Origin of the sequence: Pseudomonas sp. NPDC078700, from assembly GCF_044542375.1 — a bacterium.
Taxonomy (GTDB): domain Bacteria; phylum Pseudomonadota; class Gammaproteobacteria; order Pseudomonadales; family Pseudomonadaceae; genus Aquipseudomonas.
Window position 1 is genome coordinate 202,759 of record NZ_JBITUI010000005.1, and the last position, 18,268, is coordinate 221,026.

General features: G+C 54.7%; 17 protein-coding genes and 1 pseudogene. 14 read left to right on the forward strand and 4 right to left on the reverse strand.

The annotated features are described in order from the left end of the window. The first annotated feature begins 1 nt into the window (after position 1). Positions 2-454, forward strand: coding sequence for a GNAT family N-acetyltransferase (locus tag ACIGCM_RS18395; RefSeq protein WP_397503501.1), 453 nt, complete (start codon positions 2-4; stop codon positions 452-454). 119 nt (positions 455-573) lie between these two features. On the opposite strand, the gene ACIGCM_RS18400 is transcribed toward ACIGCM_RS18395, so the two are convergent. Beyond that, the gene (locus tag ACIGCM_RS18400) at positions 574-2,427 is read right to left on the reverse strand and encodes a DUF4105 domain-containing protein (protein ID WP_397503502.1); all 1,854 of its coding nucleotides are present in this window, start codon (positions 2,425-2,427) and stop codon (positions 574-576) included. Between the two features lie 186 nt (positions 2,428-2,613). On the opposite strand from ACIGCM_RS18400, the gene ACIGCM_RS18405 reads away from it, so the two are divergent. The 5 genes from ACIGCM_RS18405 (at position 2,614) to ACIGCM_RS18425 (ending at position 7,580) form a co-directional block, all read left to right on the forward strand. After that, positions 2,614-2,946 (forward strand): TraR/DksA family transcriptional regulator, encoded by a 333-nt coding sequence (locus ACIGCM_RS18405; RefSeq protein WP_397503503.1) that lies wholly within the window; start codon positions 2,614-2,616, stop codon positions 2,944-2,946. Positions 2,947-3,079: 133 nt separating this feature from the next. Next, positions 3,080-5,587 (forward strand): Lon protease family protein, encoded by a 2,508-nt coding sequence (locus tag ACIGCM_RS18410; RefSeq protein ID WP_397503504.1) that lies wholly within the window; start codon positions 3,080-3,082, stop codon positions 5,585-5,587. Positions 5,588-5,776: 189 nt separating this feature from the next. Continuing rightward, a complete protein-coding gene (locus ACIGCM_RS18415; protein ID WP_397503505.1) occupies positions 5,777-6,118 on the forward strand; it encodes a hypothetical protein in 342 nt (113 codons plus the stop codon). A gap of 182 nt (positions 6,119-6,300) precedes the next feature. Further along, entirely contained in the window at positions 6,301-6,795 is a 495-nt protein-coding gene (locus tag ACIGCM_RS18420) for a TIGR00645 family protein (protein WP_397503506.1), read from the forward strand. A gap of 167 nt (positions 6,796-6,962) precedes the next feature. Next, positions 6,963-7,580: an FKBP-type peptidyl-prolyl cis-trans isomerase gene (locus ACIGCM_RS18425; protein ID WP_397503507.1), complete on the forward strand. Its 618-nt coding sequence runs from the start codon at positions 6,963-6,965 to the stop codon at positions 7,578-7,580. A 136-nt stretch (positions 7,581-7,716) separates the two neighbouring features. Here ACIGCM_RS18425 and ACIGCM_RS18430 read toward each other — a convergent pair. Next, positions 7,717-7,938 (reverse strand): annotated as a pseudogene (locus ACIGCM_RS18430) (hypothetical protein); the annotation flags it as partial. 467 nt (positions 7,939-8,405) lie between these two features. Here ACIGCM_RS18430 and ACIGCM_RS18435 point away from each other — a divergent pair. Then, on the forward strand, positions 8,406-8,945 hold the full coding sequence (locus ACIGCM_RS18435; RefSeq protein ID WP_397503508.1) for an REP-associated tyrosine transposase: 540 nt from the start codon (positions 8,406-8,408) through the stop codon (positions 8,943-8,945). Between the two features lie 767 nt (positions 8,946-9,712). Here the strand turns inward: ACIGCM_RS18435 and ACIGCM_RS18440 are convergent. Continuing rightward, on the reverse strand, positions 9,713-10,681 hold the full coding sequence (locus tag ACIGCM_RS18440; RefSeq protein ID WP_397503509.1) for a polyprenyl synthetase family protein: 969 nt from the start codon (positions 10,679-10,681) through the stop codon (positions 9,713-9,715). 376 nt (positions 10,682-11,057) lie between these two features. Here ACIGCM_RS18440 and rplU point away from each other — a divergent pair, with 376 nt between their 5' ends. The 5 genes from rplU (at position 11,058) to ACIGCM_RS18465 (ending at position 14,800) form a co-directional block, all read left to right on the forward strand. Next, positions 11,058-11,369: a 50S ribosomal protein L21 gene (gene rplU / locus ACIGCM_RS18445; RefSeq protein WP_397503510.1), complete on the forward strand. Its 312-nt coding sequence runs from the start codon at positions 11,058-11,060 to the stop codon at positions 11,367-11,369. Positions 11,370-11,407: 38 nt separating this feature from the next. Next, positions 11,408-11,665: a 50S ribosomal protein L27 gene (rpmA, locus tag ACIGCM_RS18450; RefSeq protein ID WP_003281574.1), complete on the forward strand. Its 258-nt coding sequence runs from the start codon at positions 11,408-11,410 to the stop codon at positions 11,663-11,665. A 227-nt stretch (positions 11,666-11,892) separates the two neighbouring features. Further along, positions 11,893-13,110, forward strand: coding sequence for an Obg family GTPase CgtA (cgtA, locus tag ACIGCM_RS18455; protein ID WP_397503511.1), 1,218 nt, complete (start codon positions 11,893-11,895; stop codon positions 13,108-13,110). A gap of 94 nt (positions 13,111-13,204) precedes the next feature. Beyond that, positions 13,205-14,323, forward strand: coding sequence for a glutamate 5-kinase (gene proB / locus ACIGCM_RS18460; RefSeq protein ID WP_397503512.1), 1,119 nt, complete (start codon positions 13,205-13,207; stop codon positions 14,321-14,323). A gap of 12 nt (positions 14,324-14,335) precedes the next feature. Then, the gene (locus tag ACIGCM_RS18465; protein WP_397503513.1) at positions 14,336-14,800 is read left to right on the forward strand and encodes a CreA family protein; all 465 of its coding nucleotides are present in this window, start codon (positions 14,336-14,338) and stop codon (positions 14,798-14,800) included. Between the two features lie 204 nt (positions 14,801-15,004). On the opposite strand, the gene rpsT is transcribed toward ACIGCM_RS18465, so the two are convergent. Beyond that, positions 15,005-15,277 (reverse strand): 30S ribosomal protein S20, encoded by a 273-nt coding sequence (rpsT, locus tag ACIGCM_RS18470; RefSeq protein WP_010489670.1) that lies wholly within the window; start codon positions 15,275-15,277, stop codon positions 15,005-15,007. A gap of 191 nt (positions 15,278-15,468) precedes the next feature. On the opposite strand from rpsT, the gene murJ reads away from it, so the two are divergent. Further along, positions 15,469-17,007, forward strand: coding sequence for a murein biosynthesis integral membrane protein MurJ (murJ, locus tag ACIGCM_RS18475; RefSeq protein ID WP_397503514.1), 1,539 nt, complete (start codon positions 15,469-15,471; stop codon positions 17,005-17,007). A gap of 333 nt (positions 17,008-17,340) precedes the next feature. Further along, a complete protein-coding gene (gene ribF, locus ACIGCM_RS18480; RefSeq protein WP_397503515.1) occupies positions 17,341-18,267 on the forward strand; it encodes a bifunctional riboflavin kinase/FAD synthetase in 927 nt (308 codons plus the stop codon). The last annotated feature ends 1 nt before the right edge of the window (position 18,268 follow it).

Below are 18,268 nucleotides of genomic sequence, written 5' to 3' on the forward strand. Positions count from 1 at the left end.
CATGACGTTTTTGATTCGTAAGGCTCAACAAGACGATGCTTCGGCGATCAGTGAGGTGATCATCAGCGCGATCAAACAAACCAATGCCAAGGATTACTCTCCGGAATTTATCGCCGCGCTGCCCGAGCACTTTTCTCCAGCTCAAGTAGCTAGCCGCTTGGCGACGCGCGATACCTATGTCACCTTAGACGCCGATGGCGTTATTGCGACTGCCAGTTTGGACAGTGCAACTGTTCGCTCGGTGTTTGTTTTACCGCAATACCAAGGCCGTGGTGTCGGTGTGGCATTGATGAAGCAAATTGAAGCCTTGGCGCTGCAGCGCTCGATCGGCAACCTGAGTGTGCCATCGTCAATTACGGCTGAAGGCTTTTACAAACGCTTGGGCTACCAGACTGTCCGTGAAGTGTACGAAGGCGAAGAGAAGATAATCGTCATGACCAAGTCGCTCACGTAGGGCGGTCGACGCTCTTTTCGGTCACCATTTCTACAGGCTCATTGGGTTATTGAATGAGCCGTGGTGGACAAGCTGCGCTTGTCACACCCTTGCCAAACTATCGGCGGTCAATACAAACCTCAATAGTTATACCACTTGAGTTCCAGCATTAAGGTGTTTTCCGGCGTGCTCAGGTGGCTGAAGTCACGTGCAGCGCTGAAGCGCAGGCCGAGGTCAGGTGATATTTCCCACTGCTGGGTCAAGTTGATGCTGCGGCGTATTTCGCCGTTATAGAAGTAGTCCGCCTTACCTTCCAGCAATAGATTACCCAGAGGATTTCGCCATAACAGGCCGCCGTTATAACCGGCTGCAGGCGCGATAAAAGCGGCAAAGTCGCGGTTGTTTTCAACCCGTGCCGTGGCTAAGGCAAACGCTAAGGTGTTGTCAGTCAGTTGCCAGGTGCCGCCGCCACCGCCCGTTAGGTATGTGGCTAAAGACTCGTCATCATGTTTGCCCGCAACCCGCTCAGCGCCGCCTGAAACTTGCCATGACCAAGGTTGGAGCAGCTCATTACGCGGCGTCAGCGAGCGGATTTTGGCCAGGTCGAGTTGCTGCAGTTGCCAGTGATTCCCTTCGTATTGGCGCAGTTTTAACTGGGCGATCTCAATCTGCGCACCCATTGGGAAGCCGTAGAGATTGTCGTTGAGGTCGTGATAGGCCATGCGCAGCCCGTATTCGGCAAAGGCTTTATCGCCACGGCTGCCAGCACCAAGCTGCCAAGTACGCGACTCATGGCCATTTTCGGGTAAGTCCGGGCGCTCAAGGTCAAGCAATGGAGGTGGGTTTTGATTGATCGACTTGAGTAGATTAAAACTGCGAGCGGAGGTGGTTGAGTCACGTTCGCCACTGGTGGATTGGTAGCGCAACAGGCGGAATGCGCCATCTTGAATCAAGGCCCGGCGGGCTTGTGGCAACTGCTGAAATTGCGGGGCATCTAGCGCCGTTTGATCGGCTGCCAAGCGCAGCACCCACTGTTGTTCGTCATCGGTGAGTTGTTTGGCACGGCCGAGTAGTTCGCGCTCCCGGGATGGGCGATAGTCAATGCGCTCTATGAGTCCGGCTTCTTCAACCGCACGCACGGTGTCGGTTGGAATGGCTGTGATCGGGAAGTCGTCCGTCAGCTCGATACCGGGGCGGGCAACTTCAAGCAGTTCAAGTAACCGAAATGAGCAGTTTTCATCGAAAAAGAAGTAGTCGAACTCAATATCCTTGAGCTCCCAGACATGCTCCATCATGCGCTGGGTTTCTTCTGGCGTGAGATTGAGCCGATATTCCCACAGGTCACGGTTCTCCAAGCTGCGGTACTCCGCCAGTTTCTCCCGATAAGGGACCACTGCGAAAAAGCCCGGGTAGCCGCCCATTAGGCCTTTCCACGCGTAGAGCATGCTGTTGTCCATGCCCTCGATAAATGCACCGAAATTTAGCGCGTAGCTGAGCAGGGCTGTGTTGTTGCTGTCGACGTCAGCCTGGTCGATGCGCAGCAGTGTGTGGCCGAACATTGAAGAGGGGCTGTTCAAATAGGCGGCGGGGAATACCAGGACAGTGCTGTGCGGTGAGACTTCAGTCATCCACTCGTTGTATTTCTGGCATACCGGCTTTGGCAAATCAGTTAAAGCAAGCTGATCCCTCAACCAGCGCGTGCGTGCAGGGTATTTACACTGGGCATGTTCATCGGCAAGCGTGGCCGGGGCGTACAAGGCTTTGACTGTGGCGCTTAACTCTGCTGCTGGGTCGCTGTCGCCATTGTCGGCAATGAAGAAATCTTCATCGTCGATATAGCTGCGCCAGCCGCCCAGTTTGCCGGTTTCATAGTGGCCCAACGATATCCAGAAAGGTTGTGCAGCCAATGCTTGCAACCGCGCTTCAGGGATATTCGGGGCGGCCTGTACCGCTACGCAGCAGGTTGCCGCCAAGACTGCCAAAATCCGTTTCAATGTTTAAGGTTCTTATACGAAAGGCCAGACTGGAGCTTTGGCGATGCTGACGGTTTGTGTCAAGACCATGGATCAACATCGTGGCGATCTGTTTATGTGGCTATTTGTATAATTCATAACATTGGTGCGTGCAGGTTGCCCAATAAAGTCACACACTGTAGGCAGATGATCCGTGAGGAGCCTGTCATGACAGCGTTCGATCCATCTGCGGCGCTTGATGCATTGCTCAGCGAATACAGCGCCCGTGCCACCACTATCCGCTCAACCTTGTCGGACAGTCATTCGCCAGACTCTGAAGAGCAGGCGACGCAAAGACAGAACGATGAAGTGCTCGAAGCGCTGCTGGCTGAAGCCGAGGAGGGGAGGCATGCGGTAGGGCTTGCCAAGTTGCGCCTGACTGAAGGCACCTATGGCCAATGTTTAAAGTGCGCCGAACCCATTGAGTCCGCTCGACTACAGGCTTTGCCTGCAACGGCCTATTGTTTGGCCTGTGCTGAGCGATGGGCTGTGAGTCGGTGAGAGTCCATGCTTGTTCAGCACAAATGTGCGCTAGATAAAAATTAGTCGAAATTGATCAACTGCTTTCGCTTGTGATCAGCGTCCGAAGCGGCGATTATTTCTATCGCGTGTGCCCTCCGTACAAGGATTTCCAATGCCTGAATCTGTTGCTACCCAATTACGGCTAGCGCCTGACGCTCTAACCCGTCCTTTTGCTCCCGAGCAGTTTAATTTCACCACCACAGATGACTTGGAGCCTTTTCGCGGTGTTTTAGGCCAGGAGCGTGCAGTAGAAGCCCTGCAGTTTGGCGTGGCGATGCCGCGTCCTGGTTACAACGTCTTTGTCATGGGCGAGCCTGGCACAGGACGTTTCTCCTTTGTGCAGCGTTACCTCAAGGCTGAAGGCAAGCGTATGGATACGCCAGCCGATCATGTTTATGTGAATCACTTCGATGAGCCACGTGAACCGCGCGTGCTTGAGCTGACCGCCGGCTCAGCCGGGGAGTTTATTGCCGATATCAATTTACTCATCGACAACCTGCTGGCGACATTCCCAGCGGTATTCGAGCACCCGTCTTATCAGCAGAAGAAGAGCGCCATTGATCGCGCCTTCAATAAGCGGTACGACCAGGCGCTGGACGTGATCGAGCGTCTGTCGCTGGAAAAAGGCATCGCGCTTTACCGCGACAGCACCAATATCGCCTTTACCCCAATGCTTGAAGGCAAGGCATTGGATGAAGCTGAGTTTGCCCAATTACCTGAAGCCGATCGCGAGCGCTTCCATGTCGATATTGCACTGCTTGAGGAACGCCTGAATGAAGAACTGGCCAGCCTGCCGCAGTGGAAGCGAGAGTCGAGTAACCAACTGCGCCAGTTGAACGAAGAAACCATCACCGTTGCGTTGCAGCCGCTGTTGTCGCCGCTGTCCGAGAAATATGCCGAGAACGCAGAAATCTGCGCCTACCTTCAGGCCGTGCAGGTCAACCTGCTGAAAACCGTGGTCGAGCAGCTGGTTGATGTTGAGAAGGTCGACGCGCAAACCCGCAAGATGCTTGAAGAACAATACTGCCCGAGCCTGGTGGTGGGGCATCACGTTGATGGTGGCGCGCCGGTGGTTTTTGAACCGCACCCAACCTATGACAACCTGTTCGGCCGTATCGAATACAACAACGACCAAGGCGCGCTCTATACCAGTTATCGCCAGTTGCGGCCGGGCGCGCTGCACCGGGCCAATGGCGGTTTCTTGATTCTTGAAGCCGAGAAAATGCTCAGCGAACCTTTTGTCTGGGATGCGCTCAAGCGTGCGCTGCATTCGCGGCAACTGAAGATGGAGTCACCCCTCGGTGATCTGGGCCGTATTGCCACTGTCAGCCTTAACCCGCAGGTCATTCCGCTGCAGATCAAAGTCATCATCATCGGTGCGCGTCAGTTGTATTACGCGTTGCAGGATCATGATCCTGACTTTCAGGAGATGTTTCGGGTTCTGGTCGATTTCGACGAAGACATTCCGTTGGCTGACGAAAGCCTTGAGCAATTCGCGCAGTTGATGAAAACCCGTACCTCAGAAGAAGGCATGGCACCGTTGACCGCGGCGGCGGTTGCGCGGCTGGCTACCTATAGTGCGCGTCTGGCTGAGCATCAAGGGCGGTTGTCGGCGCGTATTGGTGACTTGTTCCAGTTGGTCAGCGAAGCGGACTTTATTCGGCAATTGGCTAATGAGACGGTAACCGATGTGGGCCATATCGAGCGCGCACTGAAAGCCAAGGCCACCCGCACAGGGCGGGTTTCAGCACGCATCATTGATGACATGTTGGCGGGGATTATCCTCATCGACACCAACGGCGCTGCCGTGGGTAAGTGCAACGGGCTGACAGTTTTGCAGGTCGGGGATTCCGATTTCGGTGTACCTGCACGGATCTCGGCCACGGTGTATCCGGGCGGTTCAGGCATTGTCGATATCGAGCGTGAGGTTAATCTGGGGCAGCCGATTCACTCCAAAGGGGTGATGATTCTGACCGGTTATCTGGGCAGTCGCTACGCTCAGGAGTTTCCGCTGGAGATTTCTGCAAGCATCGCCCTTGAGCAGTCTTATGGTTATGTCGATGGTGACAGTGCTTCGCTTGGTGAGGTCTGCACGCTTATCTCCGCTTTGTCGCGCACCCCGCTAAAGCAGTGCTTTGCAATCACCGGTTCGATCAATCAGTTCGGTGAAGTGCAGGCTGTTGGCGGCGTAAACGAGAAGATCGAAGGGTTCTTCCGCCTCTGTGAGGCGCGCGGCCTGACGGGGGATCAGGGAGCGATTATTCCGCAGTCCAACGTCACCACTTTGATGTTGGATGAGCGTGTGCTGCAAGCGGTGCGCGCAGGGCAGTTTCATATTTATGCCGTGCGCCAGGTCGATGAGGCGTTGAGTTTGTTGGTGGGCGAAGACGCCGGGTCACCCAACGACAAAGGCCAGTTTCCAAGCGGCAGTGTCAACGCTCGAGTCGTTGAGCGCTTGCGCGAAATTGCCGAGATGGGGATGGAGGAAGACGATAAAGAGCCAGAAGTGCTTGCCGAAAAAGTCGCTAAAGCCATGCCAAAACCGCCTGAAAATCCGCCGGTAAAAAAGCCTACGCCAAAAAAACCGGCTATTTCTAAGACCGAAAAGTTAGAGAAATAACCTGCTGTAATAGCGCTCAATACGGGTGAGGTCTGAGTATTTGAGCGCTAGTTCGCAGCTTTCCCCTTGTATCCCTACTTCAGTGTTCATCCACACACTTACCCACAGGTCTTGAGGGGCGGTGTGTGGCTTCCCTATGAGTGCTTTTCGGGTGTAGGCTGTAGTTCTGATCATGAGAGGGTCGCCGCGATGCCGCGTAGTCTCTGCCTCACACGTCAATGCTTGGGTTTGGTCACACGTATCGAATGCGTGGTGTTGCCACTGGCCGGCGAAAATGGACTTTGGACGCTGATCTGCGCTGCCGGTATTTCTGGCGCTCAACCTTCTGTCATCAAAGCGCAAGGGCCATTCTATGGGCCTTCTGTGGCAGAGGGCGTGTTGCTCGGAATAGCCGAGAGCCTGGCTAACCAAGGTTATGTTTACTGCACGGACTTGCTGATTTGGCGACTGCATCTACAATCTGAGCTGCGCCAGTTGAATAGCGGTCGCTGCTGTAACTTAGGTGACTATCAGTTCCACCCAGAGAGCTGATTGAACCGCTCCCCATAACGCCTCAGCAATGCTCGTGTTGCAGGCGTTTGCGTGGTTAATCGTTAATTTCTCCACAGAGTTATCCACAGCTCGAGTAATAGTCCTTCAAGGTGTTTCGAGGGGCTTTTACGGCGCTGCAGCGCGGGTATAATCGCGAGCTAATTTATTCCTCGTGAGGCTTCATGGAACGTTTTATTGAGAATGCGATGTACGCCTCGCGTTGGTTACTCGCACCTATCTATTTTGGCTTGTCACTTGGTTTGCTGGCACTGGCAATTAAGTTCTTTCAGGAAATCTTTCATATCCTGCCGAATGTCTTGTCGATGGCCGAGGCTGACTTGGTGTTGGTCATTCTTTCGCTGATTGATATGGCGCTGGTCGGCGGTTTATTGGTGATGGTGATGCTCTCGGGCTACGAGAACTTTGTGTCGCAGTTGGACATCAACCCGGGCACAGAGAAACTCAGCTGGCTGGGTAAGATGGATTCCGGCTCATTAAAGATGAAGGTCGCGGCCTCCATCGTAGCCATTTCCTCCATCCATTTGCTCAAAGTCTTTATGGATGCAAAGAACATCCCAGACAACAAATTGATGTGGTACGTGATTATTCACATGACCTTCGTGCTCTCAGCGTTTGCCATGGGTTACCTGGACAAGTTAAGCAAGTACGACAAATAGTCCGCGCATTCCCACGCTGAGCACATGCCCGCCTGGTGCTACAGCGGGCGGGCACTTTGCTTTGAGCTAAAGCCAACTGGGTTTCTATGGGCTTGAACGCGGTGGTTAAGCCTGCGAGTGCTTTGTGCTAGGCTTGCCGGCCTTTTAAACCCGCAGCGGAGCAGTTCATGTCCGAACTAAATCTTACTACTGACGAAACACGCGTCAGCTACGGCATTGGCCGTCAACTTGGCGGTCAACTGCGTGACAATCCGCCACCGGGTGTGAGCCTGGACGCGATTCTGGCAGGCCTGACTGACGCTTTTGCGGGCATTGACAGCCGCGTTAGCGAGGCTGACATGAACGCCAGCTTCAAGGTTATCCGTGAAGTCATGCAAGCTGAAGCTCAGGCTAAGGCCGAAGCAGCAGCCGGTGCGGGCATCGCATTCCTGGCTGAGAACGCTGGCCGTGAAGGCATCACTCAGTTGGCCTCTGGCCTGCAGTACGAAGTGCTGGCTACCGGTGAAGGCGCGACGCCAACCCGCGAAGACACCATTCGTGCTCACTACCACGGCACCCTGATCGACGGCACTGTGTTCGACAGCTCCTACGACCGTGGTGAGCCTGCTGAATTCCCAGTTGGCGGCGTCATCGCTGGCTGGACTGAAGCCCTGCAACTGATGACTGCTGGCAGCAAGTGGCGTCTGTATGTACCAAGCGAACTGGCGTATGGCGCTCAGGGCGTTGGCAGCATCCCGCCGCACAGCGTACTGGTGTTTGACGTCGAGCTGCTCGAAGTCCTGTAACGCCAAAGCGTGCTGAGTCTGGCAGCTGTTAGGCCGGGCTCAGAAACGCTGAGTGCCTTGACTGATAGGTCCGGGCATATCGGTCACGCAATGTGCTGGCGCGCTTCTTTCTGAGTGCAAGGGCATCATCGTCAGGGCGCAAGGCTCGGGCGTAGCAGAACAGGAACAGGTTACGCACCAGTTCTTTGAGCACCAGAGGCTCGCTGGAGCTCAGCTCGTGTAGGTCTAAATCACCCATGTCCCGCAGTTCATCGAGTGCTTCTTCCTCAAGCATTGCGCAGACCTCACCTGTGTCACGATTAAGGATGCGCAGATAAGGCTGTGGTCGATCAAGCCAAGCATCAATCAAATAGGTCATGAGTCATCTCCCTGTAGGTGTTAGATGATAATAATTCCTATTCGCATAATAGCAAGGATCAATTTGTGCTATTCGTCGGGCATTGCAAATCGACGTAAGTTGCGACAAGCGCAGCTTGTCCACCATGGTTTTGATGGTTGTGGCCATTGATGGTGGCTTTGTAGGGTGGTCAACGCGAAGCTTAGCCACCGTTATGCGGACAATTGACCGGGGATTTGCGGTTGGAAATGGTGGCCGAAAAAGACGTCGACCACCCTACGGCGTTGCGCATTCGGGCGGTGATGGTGGCTTTGTAGGGTGGTCAACGCGAAGCTTGGCCACCGCGGTGGCGGAAATGCATGAGTATTCGTGGTTGTTAATGTTGGGCGAGAACAACGCCGACCAACCGCACTAGCAGTTCGTCGGGTAGCTAACGTGAAGATAGTCCACTAAGTTTATGGCTGCTTACCGCTCAAGGATGGGCCGCTATGTCTAACTACCGACGCGCCCGCGCTCCGGGCGAGACCTATTTCTTTACCGTCAATCTGTATGATCGAAAAAGCGATCTACTGGTCCGTGAGATAGATTTATTGCGCGAATCGGTGCGTTCTACTCGGGCTCGTCACCCCTTTTATATTGAGGCCTGGGTGGTGCTTCCAGAGCATATGCATTGCATGTGGAAGCTGCCACCGGGGGACAATGACTTCGCGCTCCGCTGGCAGGTAATCAAGTTCGCTTTCAGTAAACGCCTACGGGCAGTTGAGCCGCGAACAGTTAACCAAAGGCGGCGAGCTGAACGCGGAATCTGGCAGCGTCGCTACTGGGAGCACCTGATTCGTGATGCGCAGGATTACCAGCAACACTTTGACTACATCCATTACAACCCGTTGAAACACAACTATGTTGGGCGTTTGGCCGACTGGCCCTATTCGAGTTTTCATCGGGCAGTGGCAATGGGCATTTACCCCGAAGATTGGTGCGGGCGGCCTTCGGATGATACCGGGGATTTCGGAGAGTACGGTTTCTAGGAGCCAGTATATGCTCCGTACGGGCCACCGCTATGCGGACAATTCGGCGGGGATTTGCGGTTGGAAATGGTGGCCGAAAAAGGCGTCGACCACCCTACGAGCGTTGCGCTTTTGGGCGGTGATGGTGGCTTTGTAGGGTGGTCAACGCGAAGCTTGGCCACCGTTATGCGGACAATTCGCCGGGGGATTTGCGGTTGGAAATGGTGGCTGAAAAGGGCGTCGACCACCCTACGGCGTTGCGCATTCGGGCGGGTGATGGTGGCTTTGTAGGGTGGTCAACGCGAAGCTTAGCCACCGCTATGTGGACAATTGGCCGGGGATTTGCGGTTGGAAATGGTGGCCGAAAAAGGCGTCGACCACCCTACGAGCGTTGCGCATTTGGGTGGTGATGGTGGCTTTGTAGGGTTGTCAACGCGAAGCTTGGTCACCGTTATGCGGACAATAGGCCGGGGGGTTGCGGTTGGAAATGGTGGCCGAAAAGGGCGTCGACCACCCTACGGCGTTGCGCATTCGGGCGGTGATGGTGGCTTTGTAGGGTGGTCAACGCGAAGCTTGGCCACCGCTATGCGGACAATTCGCCGGGGGATTTGCGGTTGGAAATGGTGGCCGAAAAGGGCGTCGACTACCCTACGACGTTGCGCATTCGGGCGGTGATGGTGGCTTTGTAGGGTGGTCAACGCGAAGCTTGGCCACCGTTATGCGGATAATTGGCCGGGGATTATCGGTTGGAAATGGTGGCCGAAAAAGGCGTCGACCACCTTATCGATTTAGTGGGTGCGCGCTACTGCAAAGCGGCTTAGTTCGATCAGTGCGTCGCGGTATTCACCGGTGGGCAGGACTTCCAGGCACGCAATTGCACGTTCGGCGTAGTCGCGGGCTTGCTGCGCGGTGTAATCCAAGGCACCGGACGCTTCAACGGCGTTGCGAATGCTTTCAAGGTTCTCGATGCCACCTTTCTGGATCGCCTGACGTACCAGTGCAGCTTGCTCTGGTGTACCTTCACGCATGGTGTAGATCAGCGGCAGGGTAGGTTTGCCTTCAGCCAGGTCGTCACCGACGTTCTTGCCCAGGGTAGCGGCATCGCCGCGATAGTCGAGCAAATCATCCACCAGTTGGAAAGCTACACCGAGGTGGTCGCCAAAGGTGCGCAGCGCTTCGGTCTGCTCGCTTGTCGCTTCTGCCAATGCTGCAGCGCTGTGGGTCGAGGCCTCGAAAAGCATGGCGGTTTTGCCGCGGATGACTTCCATGTAGGTCTCTTCGGTGGTGCTGGCATCGCGGATTTTCGAGAGTTGCAGGACTTCGCCTTCTGCGATCACGCGAGTGGCTTTGGAGAGGATCTTCATCACCGGCATAGAGCCCAGTTCGACCATCATCTCGAAAGAGCGCGAATAGAGGAAGTCACCGACCAGGACGCTGGGTGCATTGCCCCACTGGGCGTTGGCCGTGCTGCGTCCGCGGCGCATGTCTGACATGTCGACAACGTCGTCATGCAGCAAGGTTGCGGTGTGCAAGAATTCGATGGTTGCAGCGAGCAGGCGCAGGTTGTCGCCCTGCAGTCCAAGGGCCTTGCCACTCAGCAAGACTAATAAAGGACGCAGACGCTTACCGCCAGCTGAAATAATGTAATCGCCGATTTTCTCTACCAGCGGTACACGCGAGACAAGTTGCTGACGGATAATGCCATCAACGGCGGTAAAGTCATCCGCCACCACGCGGTAGAAAGCCTGGGGTTGCATCAGTTGCAGGTGCTCCTCGAAGGTTGCGCGGCATGCTAGGGGGCAGGCTCAGGGCTGTCAAGGCACGTGCCTGAGTCGCTTTAGCAGTTTCATGCATTAAAGTGACAGCTTAACAAAGTGCTAAGCCATATTACTGTTATAGAATGCAGCACTGCATCAATATACTTCGCGCCGTTTGCAGGCCGTTGCGCCGTGAACGCTGTAAGGGCTTGCGCGGTGATCTTAGCTTGCGTACAATCGCGCACCCTGAACTTCCCCCTGGGCATTTCCCTGCCTTACGCAATTGCAAGGGCGTCTTTTCCGGCCCCGAGCAGCCATGCCAGCCGATAACTATCCCTCTAAAGAGCTGGGTGAGCAGGATTAACGGAGATATACCATGTACGCTGTAATTGTTACTGGTGGCAAGCAATACAAAGTCACCGAAGGCGAATTCCTGAAGGTTGAGAAACTCGAAATCGGCACTGGCGAATCCGTCACGTTCGATCGCGTTTTGTTGATCGGCAACGGTGACGACGTTCAAATCGGTGCACCTGTTGTAGATGGCGCTAAAGTTGTTGCAGAAGTTGTGTCGCAAGGTCGTCACGATAAAATCCGCATCATCAAGTTCCGTCGTCGTAAGCACCACATGAAGCGTCAGGGCCACCGTCAGTGGTTCACTGAGATCAAAATCACCGGTATTTCGGCCTGATTTATTTCAGCCAAATCCCTTTATAGGAGTATTGACTCATGGCACACAAAAAAGCTGGCGGTTCCACCCGCAACGGTCGCGACTCAGAAGCTAAACGCTTAGGCGTTAAGATGTATGGCGGCCAGGCTATCAAAGCAGGCAACATCATCGTGCGTCAGCGCGGCACCCAATTCCACGCTGGTTACGGCGTTGGCATGGGTAAAGATCACACTCTCTTCGCTAAAGTCGAAGGCGTGATCAAGTTTGAAGTAAAAGGCGCCTTCGGTCGTCGCTACGTGAGCGTTGTCGCGGCTTAATCGCGGCAAGGTTAAAAGCCCTGTCCTTGCGACGGGGCTTTTTTGTTTTTGTATTCTTGGGGTTCTTGCCAAACTGTCCTGATAAAAGGCTTATGATTAAGCCCTTATGCACAGAAAATCTCTAAAAAGACGGAGTAGCCGTTTTTCAGAGGTTTCTTAGGTCAATTTTGCAAGCACCTGTGTTCCTTGTTTATTGTTAACCCGCTGTATTGGCGGGAGGCGTGCTCATGAAATTCGTCGATGAAGTATCGATTTTTGTAAAAGCCGGTGACGGTGGAAACGGCTGCATGAGTTTCCGGCGTGAAAAGTTCATCGAAAACGGTGGGCCTAACGGCGGTGACGGCGGTGACGGTGGTTCGGTGTTTTTAATGGCCGATGAAAACCTCAATACCTTGATCGACTACCGCTATACCCGGCGTTTCGATGCTGAGCGTGGCTCCAACGGTGGCAGCACCGATTGCACGGGTCGCAAAGGCGAGGAGCTGGTTCTGCGTGTGCCTGTTGGTACCACGGTCATTGATGCCGGTACTCAAGAAGTAATTGGTGACCTGACTAAGGCTGGTCAGCGTTTGATGGTTGCGCAGGGCGGCTGGCACGGTCTGGGTAACACACGCTTTAAATCCAGTACCAACCGGGCGCCGCGCCAGACTACGCCGGGTAAGCCGGGTGAGTCCCGTGATCTTAAGCTTGAGCTGAAAGTGTTGGCTGATGTGGGGTTACTGGGGTTGCCGAATGCCGGTAAAAGTACTTTTATCCGTGCGGTGTCGGCGGCCAAGCCAAAGGTTGCGGATTATCCGTTTACCACGCTGATCCCTAACCTGGGCGTTGTCAGCGTCGATCGCTACAAGAGCTTTGTGGTTGCCGATATTCCAGGTTTGATCGAAGGTGCCTCTGATGGCGCTGGCTTGGGCATTCGCTTCCTGAAGCATTTGGCGCGTACTCGTTTATTGTTGCACCTCGTCGATATGGCACCGCTTGACCTGACTGATCCAAGTGAGTCAGCTGTGACTATTGTTGATGAGTTGACTAAGTTCAGTCCGTCGCTGGCTGAGCGTGATCGCTGGCTGGTGCTGAATAAGTCGGACCAGATGCTCGAAGAAGAGCGTGATGAGCGTGTTGCTGAAGTGGTTGCTCGTCTCGATTGGAAAGGCCCGGTATATGTGGTTTCGGCGATTTCCAGTGAGGGCACGCAGCGTCTGTGTCAGGACATCATGACCTATCTTGAGGCGCGCACAGAGAAGATTGCTGAGAATCCGGCGTTCGCCTCTGAGTTGGCTGAGCTGGATCAACGTATTGAAGATGAGGCGCGTGCACGTCTGCAGGCGTTGGATGATCAGCGTGCGTTGCGTCGTTCGGGCGTCAAGAGTGTCGAAGATGTCGATGAAGACGACTTCGATGATGAAGATGACGACGACGGCCCGGAAATCTTTTACGTCCGGGATTAAGCCATTATCAACGCCGCTTAATAGCGGCGTTTTTGTATGTTTCGTGACTAGTAACTGCTCTGCATTTTAGGTGTGGGGCTAGGGTTGAGGAATCATGCGTGACAAGGTGACTGGCGCGCAGCGCTGGGTGGTTAAAATCGGCAGTGCGCTGCTGACGGCAGATGGGCGTGGGTTGGATCGGGCGGCGATGGCTGTCTGGGTCCGGCAAATGGTCGCGTTACGTGAGCAGGGCGTAGAGCTGGTGTTGGTCTCGTCTGGTGCTGTGGCGGCGGGAATGAGTCGTCTGGGTTGGACGTCGCGACCGAGTGCCATGCATGAATTGCAGGCGTCTGCTGCCATTGGCCAGATGGTGCTGATTCAGGCGTGGGAGTCCAGTTTTGCTGAGCATGGTCGGCGCACGGCGCAAATTCTGCTAACCCATGACGACCTGTCTGATCGCAAGCGCTACCTCAATGCTCGCAGTACCTTGCGTACCTTGGTTGAGCTCGATGTGGTGCCGGTGATCAATGAAAACGACACCGTTGTTACTGACGAAATTCGTTTCGGTGATAACGACACTTTGGCGGCGCTGGTTGCCAATCTGGTCGAAGCTGACTTGCTGGTTATCCTCACTGATCGCGATGGCATGTTTGATGCCGATCCACGTAATAATCCAAATGCCAAGCTGATTCACGAGGCGCGTGCTGACGATCCTGCTCTGGATGCTGTGGCGGGTGGTGTGGGCGGTGCTTTGGGGCGTGGTGGTATGCAGACCAAGCTGCGTGCTGCACGGCTTGCTGCGCGCTCTGGTGCGCATACGGTGATCGTTGGGGGTGCCATTGAGCAGGTGTTGGCCCGGCTTAAAGCTGGCGAGCGCCTGGGCACCTTGCTCGCGCCTGAGCGTGGTATGTTGGCGGCACGTAAGCAGTGGCTTGCCGGGCATCTGCAGACGCGCGGCACGTTGGTTCTCGATGATGGTGCGGTCAAGGCGCTGGCGACGGGGCGAAAAAGTCTGCTGCCGGTCGGTGTGCGCGCTGTAAAAGGCAGCTTCCGGCGCGGTGAGATGGTGGTTTGTGTGGCGGTGGATGGTCGCGAAATTGCCCGTGGCCTGGCCAATTACAGTGCGCTTGAGGCGCAAAAAATTATCGGCCAGTCATCCGATGCCATCGAAAAGCTGCTGGGCTATGTTGATGAGCCGGAACTGGTGCACAGGGATAATTTGATTCTGGTTTAGGAGGGCGCTTTGATGCGTGTGGCGAATGGATTGCTAGCTGCGTTGATGGTGTTACCGGTACTGGCCTCTGCGGAAGAGATTGGTTCGGTCTCAATGGTGTTCAAATGGATGGGGCCCAATGACAAGATTGTCGTTGAGGCCTTTGATGATCCTAAGGTTCAAGGCGTGACCTGCTATTTGTCGCGGGCGAAAACTGGAGGTGTGAAGGGTGGTCTTGGTTTGGCTGAAGATCGCTCTGATGCCTCGATTGATTGCCGTCAGATCGGTCCGATTAGCTTCACTGGCAAGCTCAAAGACGGTGAAGAAGTATTCAAGCAGCGCACCTCGTTGGTTTTCAAGACCATGCAGGTGGTGCGTTTCTTTGATCAGAAGCGCAATGCACTAATTTATCTGGTGTATAGCGATCGGGTAATCGAGGGCAGTCCGCAAAACTCGATGGCGGCGATCCCGATTATGCCCTGGCCGACGCAAAAGTAATGGTTATAGGTGGGTGTGCGTAGAGTGTGACAAGCGCAGCTTGTCCTCCAAGACTCCGCGGGTAATCCGAAATTTACGTGCGCTCTGGCGGACAAAAAAGCGTTGTCCGTCCTGCAGTGGCGTGCGAAAACATAAATCACAGGCAATAAAAAACCGGTCCTGAGACCGGTTTTTTAAGGCGTTACGCCAAGAACTGACTGCTAATTAAGCAGCAGTGCTGAGTGCCTTGATGTGGGCATTCAGGCGGCTCTTATGACGAGCTGCTTTGTTCTTGTGCAAGATGCCTTTGTCAGCCATGCGGTCGATGACCGGAACAGCTGCAGTGTAAGCAGTTTGGGCCAGGCCAGCATCTTTAGCGTCGATAGCTTTAACAACGTTTTTGATGTAGGTACGGACCATCGAGCGCAGGCTGGCGTTATGGCTACGACGCTTCTCAGCCTGTTTTGCGCGTTTTTTGGCAGAAGGTGTATTGGCCACCGTCAAGCTCCTCGAAAATTTGGGGTTGCAAACAAATAAGGCCGCGAATCATGCCTAGAAGGTATTCGTCTGTCAAGACTAATGACGATTCCTGGCGCTAGCCTGACAAGTGGCAGGCCGCTACACTCGACGCCTTCGTGAGCCGGTGGATTGTCCGCTGGCCCACATGCATGCGGAAAAAACATTATCTCATGAATTTGCTTAAGTCGCTGGCCGCTGTTAGCTCTTTGACCATGCTCTCGCGCGTTTTGGGTTTTGTGCGCGATACCATTATTGCCCGCACATTCGGCGCTGGCGTGGCTTCTGACGCCTTTGTGGTGGCTTTTAAATTGCCAAATCTGTTGCGAAGAATTTTTGCCGAAGGGGCATTTTCGCAAGCCTTTGTACCTATTTTGGCTGAATACAAGACCCAACAGGGCGAGGAGGCGACCCGAACCTTTATTGCTTATGTTTCGGGGTTGCTGACGTTAGTCTTGGCGTTGGTGACTTTAATCGGGGTAATTGCTGCACCCTGGATCGTATGGATTTCTGCGCCGGGCTTTGCCGATGAGGCTGATCGCTTTGCCTTGACCACGGATCTGCTGCGGGTCACCTTCCCATATATATTGCTGATCTCGCTTTCATCTCTGGCAGGTGCCGTACTTAATACCTGGAATCGGTTTTCAGTGCCCGCATTTGTGCCGACTCTGCTTAACGTCAGCATGATCGTGTTTGCGCTGTTTTTAACGCCCTATTTTGATCCGCCGATTATGACGCTGGGCTGGGCGGTGCTGGTCGGCGGCTTGTTGCAACTGCTGTATCAGCTGCCGCACCTTAAGCGGGTCGGCATGTTGGTGTTGCCGCGTCTGAACCTCAAAGATCTCGGGGTATGGCGTGTGCTCAAGCAAATGGGCCCGGCGATCTTTGGTGTGTCGGTCAGCCAGATATCGCTGATCATCAACACCATTTTTGCTTCGTTCCTGGTTGCAGGCTCAGTGTCGTGGATGTATTACGCCGACCGCCTGATGGAGTTGCCGTCTGGTGTGCTGGGCGTGGCTTTGGGGACGATTTTGTTGCCGGCGCTGTCCAAGACTTACTCAAGCGCCAACCGCGAAGACTATTCGCGGCTGCTCGATTGGGGGTTGCGGCTGTGCTTTGTGCTGGTGTTGCCGAGCGCTGTTGCCTTGGCGGTGCTGGCCGAGCCCTTGACTGTGTCGTTGTTTCAGTACGGTAAATTCAGCGCCAACGATGCCTTGATGACTCAGCATGCCCTGATCGCGTATGCCATTGGTCTGCTTGGGATTATTTTGGTGAAAATTTTGGCTCCCGGCTTTTATGCCCAGCAGAACATTAAGACACCGGTGAAGATTGCGATCTTCACGCTGTTTTCGACCCAGTTGATGAACCTGGCCTTTATTGGTCCGTTGGCCCATGTCGGCTTGGCGCTGTCTATCGGTTTGGCAGCTTGCCTGAACGCCAGTTTGTTGTATTGGCAGTTGCGCAAGGCTGATATGTTCCAGCCGCAACCCGGTTGGCTGATGTACTTGGTCAAGTTGGTTGTGGCTGTGTCCGTTATGGCAGCGGTGCTCTTTGCTGTTATGCATTACATGCCTGAGTGGGCCAGTGGGGGCATGCTCGAACGGTTGTTGCGCCTTGGTGTGTTGGTAGCCGCAGGTTTGGTCAGTTATTTCGCCAGTTTGTTGTTGATGGGCTTCAGGCTGCGCGATTTCTCACGCAAGGCCATCGCGTAACTTGCAATGAATGTGCATCGCCCTCACGTAGGCTGGGTAACGCTTTTTTACCCACCATTACAGCCGTGCAATATTCTTGGCGTTTGCGTGAGCGATGGTGGCCAAGCTTCGCGTTGACACACCCTGCAAGAGCCACCATTTCGGTCTCGAATGTTCGGTTTGTTCGCGCGAGTGAGGGTGGGCAAGCTTCGCCTCGTCGCACAATACAATGGCCACCATTTTTCTGGGGCGGGATTAATTGACGTGTAGATTTCTGATCACTGCGACGTTGTTGCCTGTTGTCTGCTGTCGGGTATGCGTATAATCGACCACTTTATGAGCAAGAAGCGCGTTATGCAGCTGGTACGAGGCCTACACAACCTGCGCCCCCAGCATCGGGACTGTGTCGCCACCATCGGGAATTTTGACGGCGTCCATCGTGGCCATCAGGCTATTTTGGCGCGTTTGCGTGAGCGAGCCGCAGAGCTTGGCGTACCCAGCTGCGTGGTCATTTTTGAGCCGCAGCCCCGCGAGTTCTTTGGCCCTGATACCGCGCCTGCGCGGTTGACCCGCCTGCGCGACAAGCTCGACCTGCTGGCGGCTGAAGGCGTTGATCGGGTGTTGTGCTTGGCGTTTAACCGGCGTTTGCGTGAGTTGAGCGCCGCAGAGTTTGTGCACAAAGTGCTGGTTGAGGGCTTGGGTGTTCGCCATCTTGAGGTGGGTGATGACTTCCGCTTTGGTTGTGATCGCGCCGGCGACTTTGCCTTTTTGTCCGCGGCTGCTGAGCGTGAAGGCTTTACCGTCGAGGCCGCCACGACTGTTGAGCTTGATGGTATTCGAGTGAGCAGCACGCGGGTTCGCGAGGCGCTGCAAAACGCTGATTTCGCCCTTGCTGAATTGCTGCTCGGACGCCCATTTCAAATCGCAGGACGCGTGTTACACGGCCAGAAACTGGGTCGTCAGCTGAATGCGCCTACAGCCAATATTCAGCTTAAACGTCGACGTGTGCCTTTGACCGGGGTTTATCTGGTCAGCACCGAGATCGACGGTAAAACCTGGCCCGGTGTCGCCAATATCGGTGTGCGGCCCAGTGTTAAGAGTGACGGTAGTGCCCACCTTGAGGTGCACCTTTTAGATTTTGCCGGTGATGTTTATGGCCGGCGTTTGACGGTGGCGTTCCACCACAAGCTGCGTGATGAGCAGCGATTTGCCTCCCTTGAGGCGTTAAAGACGGCAATTGCTGCCGATATTGCCGCCGCCCGTGCCCATTGGCGCACTTAAA

What these genes read in the sequence shown, in the direction of transcription:
- ACIGCM_RS18435 (WP_397503508.1), top strand. Translation starts at nt 8,406, where the DNA reads ATGTCTAACTACCGACGCGCCCGCGCTCCGGGCGAGACCTATTTCTTT.
- ACIGCM_RS18420 (WP_397503506.1), top strand. Translation starts at nt 6,301, where the DNA reads ATGGAACGTTTTATTGAGAATGCGATGTACGCCTCGCGTTGGTTACTC.
- ACIGCM_RS18405 (WP_397503503.1), top strand. Translation starts at nt 2,614, where the DNA reads ATGACAGCGTTCGATCCATCTGCGGCGCTTGATGCATTGCTCAGCGAA.
- rplU (WP_397503510.1), top strand. Translation starts at nt 11,058, where the DNA reads ATGTACGCTGTAATTGTTACTGGTGGCAAGCAATACAAAGTCACCGAA.
- rpmA (WP_003281574.1), top strand. Translation starts at nt 11,408, where the DNA reads ATGGCACACAAAAAAGCTGGCGGTTCCACCCGCAACGGTCGCGACTCA.
- ACIGCM_RS18410 (WP_397503504.1), top strand. Translation starts at nt 3,080, where the DNA reads ATGCCTGAATCTGTTGCTACCCAATTACGGCTAGCGCCTGACGCTCTA.
- cgtA (WP_397503511.1), top strand. Translation starts at nt 11,893, where the DNA reads ATGAAATTCGTCGATGAAGTATCGATTTTTGTAAAAGCCGGTGACGGT.
- ACIGCM_RS18440 (WP_397503509.1), bottom strand. Translation starts at nt 10,681, where the DNA reads ATGCAACCCCAGGCTTTCTACCGCGTGGTGGCGGATGACTTTACCGCC.
- murJ (WP_397503514.1), top strand. Translation starts at nt 15,469, where the DNA reads ATGAATTTGCTTAAGTCGCTGGCCGCTGTTAGCTCTTTGACCATGCTC.
- proB (WP_397503512.1), top strand. Translation starts at nt 13,205, where the DNA reads ATGCGTGACAAGGTGACTGGCGCGCAGCGCTGGGTGGTTAAAATCGGC.
- ACIGCM_RS18415 (WP_397503505.1), top strand. Translation starts at nt 5,777, where the DNA reads ATGCCGCGTAGTCTCTGCCTCACACGTCAATGCTTGGGTTTGGTCACA.
- ACIGCM_RS18425 (WP_397503507.1), top strand. Translation starts at nt 6,963, where the DNA reads ATGTCCGAACTAAATCTTACTACTGACGAAACACGCGTCAGCTACGGC.
- ACIGCM_RS18465 (WP_397503513.1), top strand. Translation starts at nt 14,336, where the DNA reads ATGCGTGTGGCGAATGGATTGCTAGCTGCGTTGATGGTGTTACCGGTA.
- ribF (WP_397503515.1), top strand. Translation starts at nt 17,341, where the DNA reads ATGCAGCTGGTACGAGGCCTACACAACCTGCGCCCCCAGCATCGGGAC.
- ACIGCM_RS18395 (WP_397503501.1), top strand. Translation starts at nt 2, where the DNA reads ATGACGTTTTTGATTCGTAAGGCTCAACAAGACGATGCTTCGGCGATC.